This window comes from Umezawaea sp. NPDC059074 (assembly GCF_042738955.1).
In the GTDB taxonomy this organism is placed as follows: Bacteria; Actinomycetota; Actinomycetes; order Mycobacteriales; family Pseudonocardiaceae; genus Umezawaea.
Genome location: NZ_JBHYHC010000226.1, coordinates 1 through 8,794, shown reverse-complemented (window position 1 = coordinate 8,794; position 8,794 = coordinate 1). Strand labels below are relative to the sequence as shown.

Sequence of the window (8,794 nt, the reverse complement as noted above, 5' to 3'; positions counted from 1 at the left end):
CCGGGCAGGCTGCCGAGCACCGCGCGGCCGATGTCGAGCAGCTCCGACCCGGAGCGGAGGCCCCGCGCGAGCGCCGGGATCGCGGCCAGGTGCTTCACCGGCGTCAACACGGCGTCGCGCACCCCGTCGACCACGAGGTCGAGCTGCGACGGGCTGGGCTGCGGCGTCCACTCCTTCGGCTCCGGCAGCGCCACCTCCTTGCGGGCGTCGAGCAGCAGTTGCATGAGGTCCGTGCCCGCCACGCCGTCGATCAGGCAGTGGTGGACCTTGGAGATGATCGCCCAGCGGCCGTTCTCCAGGCCCTCGACGAGCCAGATCTCCCACAGCGGCTTCGTGAGGTCCAAGCGCTGCGCGAACAGCCGTCCGGCGAGGTTGCGCAGCTGGTCGTCGCCGCCAGGGGAGGGGACGGCGGTGTGGCGCACGTGGTACAGGATCTGGAAGTGGTCGTCGTCGACCCACACCGGGCGTCCGACGTGCAGCGGGAGGCTCCGCACCCGCTGGCGGTAGCGCGGCACGCTGTCCATCTTCGAGAGGAAGAGTCTGATCACGTCCCCGTAGGAGGGGGCTGGTCCCTCGAACACCAGCACCGATCCGACGTGCATCGGCACGTTCTCGTCCTCGACGAAGTAGAAACTCGCGTCCATAGCGCTCATCCGGTCCACAGTGGAACCGTAGAACCACCGGTCTCCCGCAGTCCAGGTCTAACGGGGTGAGAAGGGGTGCCAACCGAGACGTTCTAGGGGTGGCGCAATTCACCTTCAGGAAACATCATGGACACATGCAGTAGTGGATCTGCCGACGGATCGGAGGGGTGGCCATGTCAGCCGTACCTTCAGACGCCTACTTCCCGCCGCTGCCGGACGAGCCTCCTCTCCCGTTCGCCGAGGGTCAAGCCCCCAGCCTGCTCTGGTACCTCACGGAACCGACGAGAGCGGCCGTGGACATGGGCCAGTACGCCTCCACCAGGCAGTTGTTGCGCGCGGCCCCGAGCGGCGACGGCCACTCCGTGATGGTCCTGCCGGGCCTCGGCGCGGCCGACGGCTCGACCGCGGTGCTGCGGCGCTTCCTCGCCAAGCTCGGCTACGACGTCCACGGCTGGGGCCTGGGCCGCAACATCGGCCCGACCGTGCCCGCCGTCCAGGGCATCCGGTCCCAGCTGCGCGACCTCGGCAAGACCGGCAAGGTCAGCATCATCGGCTGGAGCCTGGGCGGCATCTTCGCCCGCGAGATCGCCAGGGAACACCCGGAACTGGTGCGGCAGGTCATCACGATGGGCAGCCCGTACGCGATGACCGACATGAAGCACACCAGGGCGAACCCGGCGTACCAACTGCTGTCCCGCTTCTACACCGCGGGCGCGGCCCACCCACCACCCGAGCACACCCGCCCGATGTTCCCGGTGCCTGCCACATCGATCTACTCGAAGACCGACGGCATCGTCCCGTGGCAGGGCTGCATGTCCGACTCGGGCCCCAGGAGCGAGAACGTGGCCGTCTCGTGCAGCCACCTCGGGTTCGGCTACAACCCGTCGGTCATGTGGGTGGTAGCCGACCGCCTCTCCCAGCCCTACGGCTACTGGCACCCCTTCGCCCCACCGCCGGGCATGGCGAACATGTACCCGAAGGCCGCCTAGCTCACTCCGCGCTGATCTGAGGCTCCTTGCCCATGGCCTTCCCCACCAGGGTGAGCAGCGCTCGTTCCCGCGCCACCATGGCGGCGGCGAAGTCGTCGCTGCGCAGGTCGGACGCCGAGACCAGGTGGGATCCGACGTTGCGGTCGATCCCCTCCGGGGTCGTCTCGGCCTTGCGCTCGAGGCTGACCAGGTAGGACGACGGAGCCCGGCCGCCGATGATGCGGTTGGTGCGCGCGGTCAGCGGCGTCTTGTTGACGATCGAGTTGTACCGCGCCGGGGCCAGGCCCTGCTTGTCGCACCACGCGCTGGGGAACACGTGGTGGATGTCGACGGCGTTGTCGAAGTAGTTCTCGTGCGACATGTCCGACCCGGTGCACCAGTCGCGCGGCCCGGCTTGCAGCAGCAGCGCGTACAGCCCCTTGTAGGCGGCGGAACCCCTCGTGCGCAACGACCAGAGTCGACTCGACTGGAACTGGGCCTCCTGCACCGTGCGGGGCTCCTCGTGCGACCCGGTCACCCAGGCGACGACCTCGGGGACGTCGCGCGCGAGTCGGGTCTCGGTCGAGCCGCCGTACAACTCCCCGAACACCCCCGACCAGTACCAACGGGTGATCTTCTCCCTGGCGCCGACCGTTCCGGCGTTCTTGCCGAGCAGGGCGAACATCGCCGCCAACGGGATCAGTTGGCTGCCGTAGGGCAGGAAACGCGTGTGGAAGATCCGCTGGGCGTGCAGGAACTGGGCGGTGGCCATCAGTCCCTCGGTCACCGCCGGGGACCACTTCCGGTACTCGGCCAGGGTGAGGTTGAGCATGTCGACCCGGCGGCACCCGACGCGCGGTGCCATTGCCGGGTCTCGGCCGCCTTCGACGGCGGCCTTGTGAGCCTCGTGCGTGGCCAGGAGCGTGACCGCCTGGAGGAAGTCGGTGTTGGCCACCTCGTCGAGGATCCGGTAACCGTCGCCGCTCCAGGTCGACCGCTGTTCTTCCCAGTCCTTGCGCAGGTCGAACTCGTCCGCGGCGAACGTCGCGGTCAGCAGTTCGAACACGGTGAGGGTGACGCCGCCGGTGTTGACCTTCTCGAACACCTGGCACACCGCTTGGCGCGGGGTGCTCTTGCCGAGTTCGATCACCGGCACCTGGTACTGCTCGAACTGCTTCACCACCGCCTGCTGGAACCGGCTCCACAGCTTGAGGTTGTCCGGTGAGTGCTCGGCGAAGCCGAGCATCCAGTCCGACCAGTCGAAGATGGCCGTGCAGGGGAACATCCGTGCGGCGTACTCGTGCTCCGGCGTGGAGAGGTCGAGCGTGGCACGACCGCGGAAGTCGACCCGGACCCTGCTCTCCGGCACGAAGACGACCACGTCCTCGCGATCGCCGTCGTCGAGCAGGACGCGCTTCATGTCGATGTAGTACCAGCCGCGGACGTCCTTGCCGCGAGCGTCGCGCGTGTCGACCGGCGCCTTGCGGTACATGGACTGGTACAGCGAGGTGAGCCGTTGCTGGCCGTCGAGGATGAGTCGTTCCGGTCTGGTGCCGGGAGCGGGCCGTGCGCCTTCGACGGGGCGGGTCTTGAACCGGACGTCGCCGCCTTCGACGAGCGTCAGCACGGTGCCTACCGGGTAGCCGAGGGAGATCGACGCGATGAGCGCCGCGATGTTGCGTTCGGGCCACACCCATCCGCGTTGGAATTCCGGGAGTTGGGCCTCGCCGCGGTCCACCTTTTCCAGCAGGCCCTTCAGGAATTCCTTCCCGATGCCGAACGTCTCCACGGCCACTTCTTCTCCCCGTTCAGCGGTAGTCGGTTCCTTGTCGGCACTCGGAGTCCTTCCGTTACACCAATTCGATTCATCGAACGGGTGGTTGTTCGCTCACCTGATCGGACTACTCCTGTGCGGCTAACGCCTGGCGGCCTCCTGCCGCTATAGCCACCGAGCGCCGGGCGGCAGAACGCCCTCCACTGGCGTCTCGTGAGCCACACGTTGAGGACGGTCATGCAGAGCGGGCACCGCAAACCACGAGCGATCGTCGCCGTCTGGACGGCGGCGGTGGTCGCCGCCGGTGCGGTGGTCGCGGTCGCGGCGACGGGCGACTCCCCGCCTGCTCTCGCGTTCCAGCAGGCCGGGCACTGGGTGTACAACGGCACGATCGGCGCGCTGTTCCACGTGGACGGTGGGACGAAGCAGGTCGACGCCAAAGCGGACGGCGTCGAGGGTTCCGCAGGCTCGACGGCGTTGCAGGGGGACCGGGACGTCTTCCTCGTGTCGGGCTCGAAAGCCGTGGTGTTCGGCAAGTCCACGCTGTCGGTCGACACGTCGTACGACCTGGACGGGACCGGGGAGCCGGTGGGGATCGAGGTCGTCGGCGGCCCCTACGCGGTGTACCGGGACCCAGGCACGGTCGTGCGGTTCGGCAAGCCGCTGACCACGGTCAAGGCGGGAGGACCCCTCGCCGATCCGGTCGCGACCCCGGACGGGACGGTGTGGTTGCAGCGCCGGGACTCCGGGGAGTTCTGCCGGCTGTCCCGCGGCGAGAACGCCCTCGGCTGCGCGGGGAAGGTCCCGGACGGCCACCGAGGCGGTCTCGCCGTCGTCGGCGACCGGGCCGTCTTCGTCGACACGAGCGCGGGGTACGCCTCCACGCTCGACAAGTCCGGGCTCGGGGCATCGGTCGACCTGAACGTCGACCTGCCGGACGACGCGCGGATCGCGTCGCACGAGGTCGGTGGCAGGCTTCCCGTGCTCGACCCGCAGCGCAGCACATTGCTGCTGGCGGACGTGAGCGGAGTGGGCAGCGGTCGTCCCGCGGCCACCGTGCTGCCGGTGGCGCTGGACGCGGGGGAGTACAGCTCGCCCGTGTCCTCGACAAGCGCGGTCAGCCTGGTCGACTACACCCGCAACCGCTTGCTGACCTTCGACTCCCAGGGCAACGCGAAGTCCACGACACCGCTCGCAGGCACCGGCAAGGCCAAGATCTCCCGAGGTGAGGACGGCCGCGTGTACGTGGACGACCCCGCGGGCGAACACGTGCTCGTGGTCGACGGCGACGGCGCGGTGACGTCCGTGGACATCGTCGGCAAGGACGTTCCCACCGCGCCGAACGAGCCGTTGCCGCCGCCGGACTTCCTGCCTCCTCCGCAGCAACCCCAACCGCCCCAGCAGCCGCTGTCGGTCAACCAGCCCGTCGTCCCGGTGGCGCCGGAAGCGCCTCAAACGCCGGAGGAGCCGGTGGTTCCGCCCGCGGCGCCCGCCGACGTGCAGGCGCAACCGGGGAACCAGGAGGTCACGGTCTCCTGGGGTGCGCCGTCGGGCGCGGTCTCCGGGTACCGGATCTCGTGGCGCTCGGTTTCGGGTGGCGGGTCGTCCGGGGAAACGACCGTCGCGGGCAACCAGACGTCCGCCAAGATCGCTCAGTTGAAGAACGGCGCGGTCTACGTCTTCACCGTGCTCGCCGAGAACAGCGCGGGCCGCGGACCGGGTGCGGATTCCCCCGAGGCCAAGCCGAGTTCGGACACCCCCGGCGAACCCAAGGACCTCAAGGCGACCGCGGGCGCGGACGGCACCGTGTCGCTGACGTGGACCAAGGCCAGCGGTGAGGGCAACACGATCACCGAGTACTCCGTCACCGCCACCGGATCGGACCGCAGCACCGTTGCGGCGGCCAAGTCGTCGGCCGCGCAGGTCGTCGTGCCCGCGGGGAAGCTCCAGGTCGGCTTGGCCTACACCTTCACCGCGACCGCCACGAACGACCTCGGGCTTACCGGCGCCGAATCGTCGCCGAGCGCTGCCGTGACGCCGTACCAGCCCGCTGCGGCCCCCGGCACGCCCACGGCGACGGCGGGCGACCGCTCCCTCGCCGTCGCGTGGACCGCGCCGGACCTCGGCGGCGGCGACCTGGTCGGCTACGAGGTGTCCGCGCCCGGCCTGACCACGCAGACGACCACCACGCCGTCCGCGACGTTCACCGGCCTGACCAACAGCACGGCCTACACGTTCACGATCCACGCGATCACCAGGGAACGCGGGCGCACGTCCGGCCCGACTGCCACCGGCGCGAACGCGACCGCCACCGGCACACCCGGCACGACGCCGTCGGTGCAGCTGGTGTCGGCGACCTCCAGCGGTGACCGGCAGATCACCGCCACCGTGGCCGTCGACGACCACGGCAGCGGGCAGGTCACCTGCCAGGTGATCCTCAACGGCGCCGAGCGCTGGCGCGGAGCCTGCGGGGGCACGCAGGGCATCACGATCGGCGGTCTGGACTACGCCACCAACTACGACGTGTACGTGCAGCCGAGCAACTCGTTCGGACTCGGTCCGGTCAGCGGTCACCTCGGCGCGCGGACCAACGACCCGCCACCACCGCCGCGCACCGCCGAGGTGGCCAAGGGCGCCGCGACGACTCAGTCCAACTGCTCCTCGAACTGCTACTTCATCCGCGTCGCACTGCGCAACTTCGCGCCCAACAGCACGGTCGCCGTGCACTGCAACAGCACCGTCGACGGCGACTACTACACCTACAGCGCAAAGGTCAACGCTTCCGGGGCCTCCGACACCAACGTCTGCTACTTCGGCTACGGGGGCAAGCAGGTGTGGGTCGTCGCCGACGGCGTCACGTCGAACCGGGTCACCTGGTAAACGGTCCGAAAGGGACGGTCATGCACTCGAGCCCCACTCCCGCCGAGGCCTACGGCGCGATCGCCGCCAACGTCCAACGGGTGATCCTCGGCAAACCCGAGGTCGTCCGGCTGGCGGTCGTCGCCCTGTTCGCCGAGGGACACCTGCTGATCGAGGACAAACCCGGTCTCGGGAAGACCACGCTGGCCCGTTGCCTCGCCGCCAGCGTGCGCGGTCGGTGGAGTCGGATCCAGTTCACCCCCGACCTGCTGCCCTCCGACATCACCGGCGCGTCGGTGTACCACCAGGGCTCGGAGAGCTTCGAGTTCCACCACGGCGCGATCTTCGCCAACGTCGTGCTCGCCGACGAGATCAACCGGGCGACGCCCAAGACCCAGTCGGCGCTGCTGGAGGTCATGGCCGAGCGCGCGGTGACGGTGGAGGGCACGCGGTACGAGGTGCCGCGGCCGTTCATGGTCGTGGGCACGCAGAACCCCATCGAGCTCCAGGGCACCTACCGACTGCCCGAAGCGCAACTCGACCGCTTCCTCATGCGCGTCAGCGTCGGGTACCCGGACCACGACACCGAGGTCCAGGTGCTGCTGGGCGACCACGGCGGCATCACGCCGGAGCAGTTGCCCGCCGTCATCGACCTGCCGACCCTGGAACGCGTGATCGCCGACGTCCGTGCGGTGAAGACCCACCCGGAGGTTTGCTCGTACGCGGTGCGCATCGCCGCGGCCAGCCGTGCGCACAGCGACGTGCTGTACGGCGCCAGCCCGCGCGGCAGCCTGGCGCTCCTGCGCGCCGCTCGCGCGTGGGCGGCCACCGACAACCGCGGCTGGGTGACGCCGGACGACGTCAACGACGTGGCGCACGCGGTGCTGGAGCACCGGGTGATCCTCAGCCCAGAGGCCGAACTGGGCAGGCGGACCGCGCGCGACGTGGTCATCCAGATCGTCGAGTCCACGCCCGCACCGGTCTCGAGGGCGTGACGCGTGCGCCTCACCACGCGGGGCGTGGCGCTCATCGTCTGCGGGATCGCGCTGTTCGCCGCCGGATCACTGCTGGGACACCAGCTCGTCCAAGCGCTCGGTGGAGCGGCACTGGCCGTCGTGGTCGGCGCCGCGCTGCTGGCGGCGGGGAGGCTCCGCGTCGACGTGGAGCGCGAGATCCACCCGGACAGGGTCGAGGCGGGCACGACGGCGCTGGCCAGGGTGGTCGTGCGCAATCCCGGCAGCAGGCGGATTCCGGGGTTCGCGGCGCGCGATCCGTGGCCGGGCGGGTTCGAGACCGTCCGGGTGCGCTCGCTCGCGTCCGGGACCACCGCCTCGCACAGCTACGAACTGCCCACGGAGCGGCGCGGCAAGGTGCCCATCGGACCGATGACGCTGCTCCGCGATGACGCATTGGGCCTGGTGCGCAACAGGATCACCGTGGGTCCGGTGACGGACCTGCACGTCCACCCCAAGGTGCGGCAGGCGCTCGTGTCCGCTGACGGGCGAGCGCACCAACACCACGAAGGCCCGGTGCGGACCACGTCGATGCGGGGATCCGCCGACCTGCGGGCGTTGCGCGACTACGTGGTCGGCGACGAACCGCGTCACGTGCACTGGAAGGCGTCCGCGAGGCTCGGCAAGCTGGTCGTCCGCGACATGGTTGACCCGGACGAGCCGGGGTTCACCGTGCTGCTCGACGACCGCGTAGGCGCGCTGACCCCGGAGGCGTTCGAGGAGGCCGTCGAGGTCGCCGCGTCGCTCGCGCACGCGTCCGCGCTCACCGGCGAGCGCACGAGGCTGTGCACCACGGCGGGACTCGACGTGGACACGGCGGGCGGTGTGCCCGCGGGCCTGCGGTTGCTGGACTTCCTCTGCGAGGTGGGGCAAGCGGAGTCGACCGGTCCGGTCGACCGCCTGGTCTCGACCGGCCAGGTCGGCGGGACCCTGGTCTTCGTCAGCGGGGGGACCGCCGCCTCCGACCTCCGCGACCTGTCGGCGCTCTCCCGCTGTGCGAGGGGGATCACGGTCATCGACGTCGCGGGAAACGAGTACGTCGACGCCGTGGCGGGCGTGCCGAGGATCGGTGCGGCCACCGCGATCGGCGCGATCAAGACCTGGAACTCGGGGGTGCGGGTGTGAACCGGAGGGTGACGGGGTGGGCCGTCGTGGCGGCGGCGGGCGTCGGCGCGATGCTGTTCGCGCCGGTGTTCGGCGTCGCCGCGCTGGTCGTGGCGGTCGTCGTGCCGCTCGTCCTGGTGCTGCTCGTCGACGAGGCAGCCCTGCGGTGGCCCGTGATCGCCCCGCTGCGGCCGTTGATCGCGGTGCTGGTCGGACTGGCGGCCCTCATCGAGGTCCTCTTCGCCCGCGGCCTGCCGACGCTGGAGGCCGTGCGGGACTTCGCGACCGCGGCGGCAGACGGGTGGCTGGCGACGCTGGAGAGCACCTGGCCCGCCCGGCCGGAGCCGAGGTTCCTGCTGTTCGTGCCGGTGCTGGCGCTGTTCGCCGCCGTGATCGGTTTGGAGATCGTTCGCCGCGACCGCAGCTCGGCTG

At 70.3% G+C, this 8,794-nt stretch carries 6 protein-coding genes and 1 pseudogene; 5 read left to right on the top strand and 2 right to left on the bottom strand.

What is annotated here, in order from left to right; all coding sequences use genetic code 11:
- Positions 1 to 653 (bottom strand): wax ester/triacylglycerol synthase domain-containing protein (locus ACFWW9_RS44645; protein ID WP_390389476.1); only part of this gene is annotated, 653 nt, incomplete at its 3' end.
- Positions 654 to 817: 164 nt separating this feature from the next.
- Here ACFWW9_RS44645 and ACFWW9_RS44640 point away from each other — a divergent pair.
- Positions 818 to 1,633: an esterase/lipase family protein gene (locus ACFWW9_RS44640; protein WP_390389474.1), complete on the top strand. Its 816-nt coding sequence runs from the start codon at positions 818 to 820 to the stop codon at positions 1,631 to 1,633.
- A 1-nt stretch (position 1,634) separates the two neighbouring features.
- Here the strand turns inward: ACFWW9_RS44640 and ACFWW9_RS44635 are convergent, their stop codons facing one another.
- Entirely contained in the window at positions 1,635 to 3,407 is a 1,773-nt protein-coding gene (locus tag ACFWW9_RS44635; RefSeq protein WP_390389472.1) for a DUF262 domain-containing protein, read from the bottom strand.
- A gap of 192 nt (positions 3,408 to 3,599) precedes the next feature.
- On the opposite strand from ACFWW9_RS44635, the gene ACFWW9_RS44630 reads away from it, so the two are divergent.
- From ACFWW9_RS44630 to ACFWW9_RS44615, 4 genes and pseudogenes are all read left to right on the top strand, one after another.
- Complete coding sequence (locus ACFWW9_RS44630) at positions 3,600 to 6,266, top strand: fibronectin type III domain-containing protein (RefSeq protein ID WP_390389470.1); 2,667 nt, start codon at positions 3,600 to 3,602, stop codon at positions 6,264 to 6,266.
- A 20-nt stretch (positions 6,267 to 6,286) separates the two neighbouring features.
- A complete protein-coding gene (locus tag ACFWW9_RS44625) occupies positions 6,287 to 7,240 on the top strand; it encodes an AAA family ATPase (protein ID WP_390389468.1) in 954 nt (317 codons plus the stop codon).
- A gap of 3 nt (positions 7,241 to 7,243) precedes the next feature.
- Positions 7,244 to 8,383 carry a DUF58 domain-containing protein gene (locus tag ACFWW9_RS44620; protein WP_390389467.1) on the top strand — a complete coding sequence of 380 codons (1,140 nt, stop codon included), beginning with the start codon at positions 7,244 to 7,246 and terminating at the stop codon, positions 8,381 to 8,383.
- A pseudogene (locus ACFWW9_RS44615) lies at positions 8,380 to 8,794 on the top strand (transglutaminase); the annotation flags it as partial. The gene ACFWW9_RS44620 and the pseudogene ACFWW9_RS44615, both read left to right, overlap by 4 nt.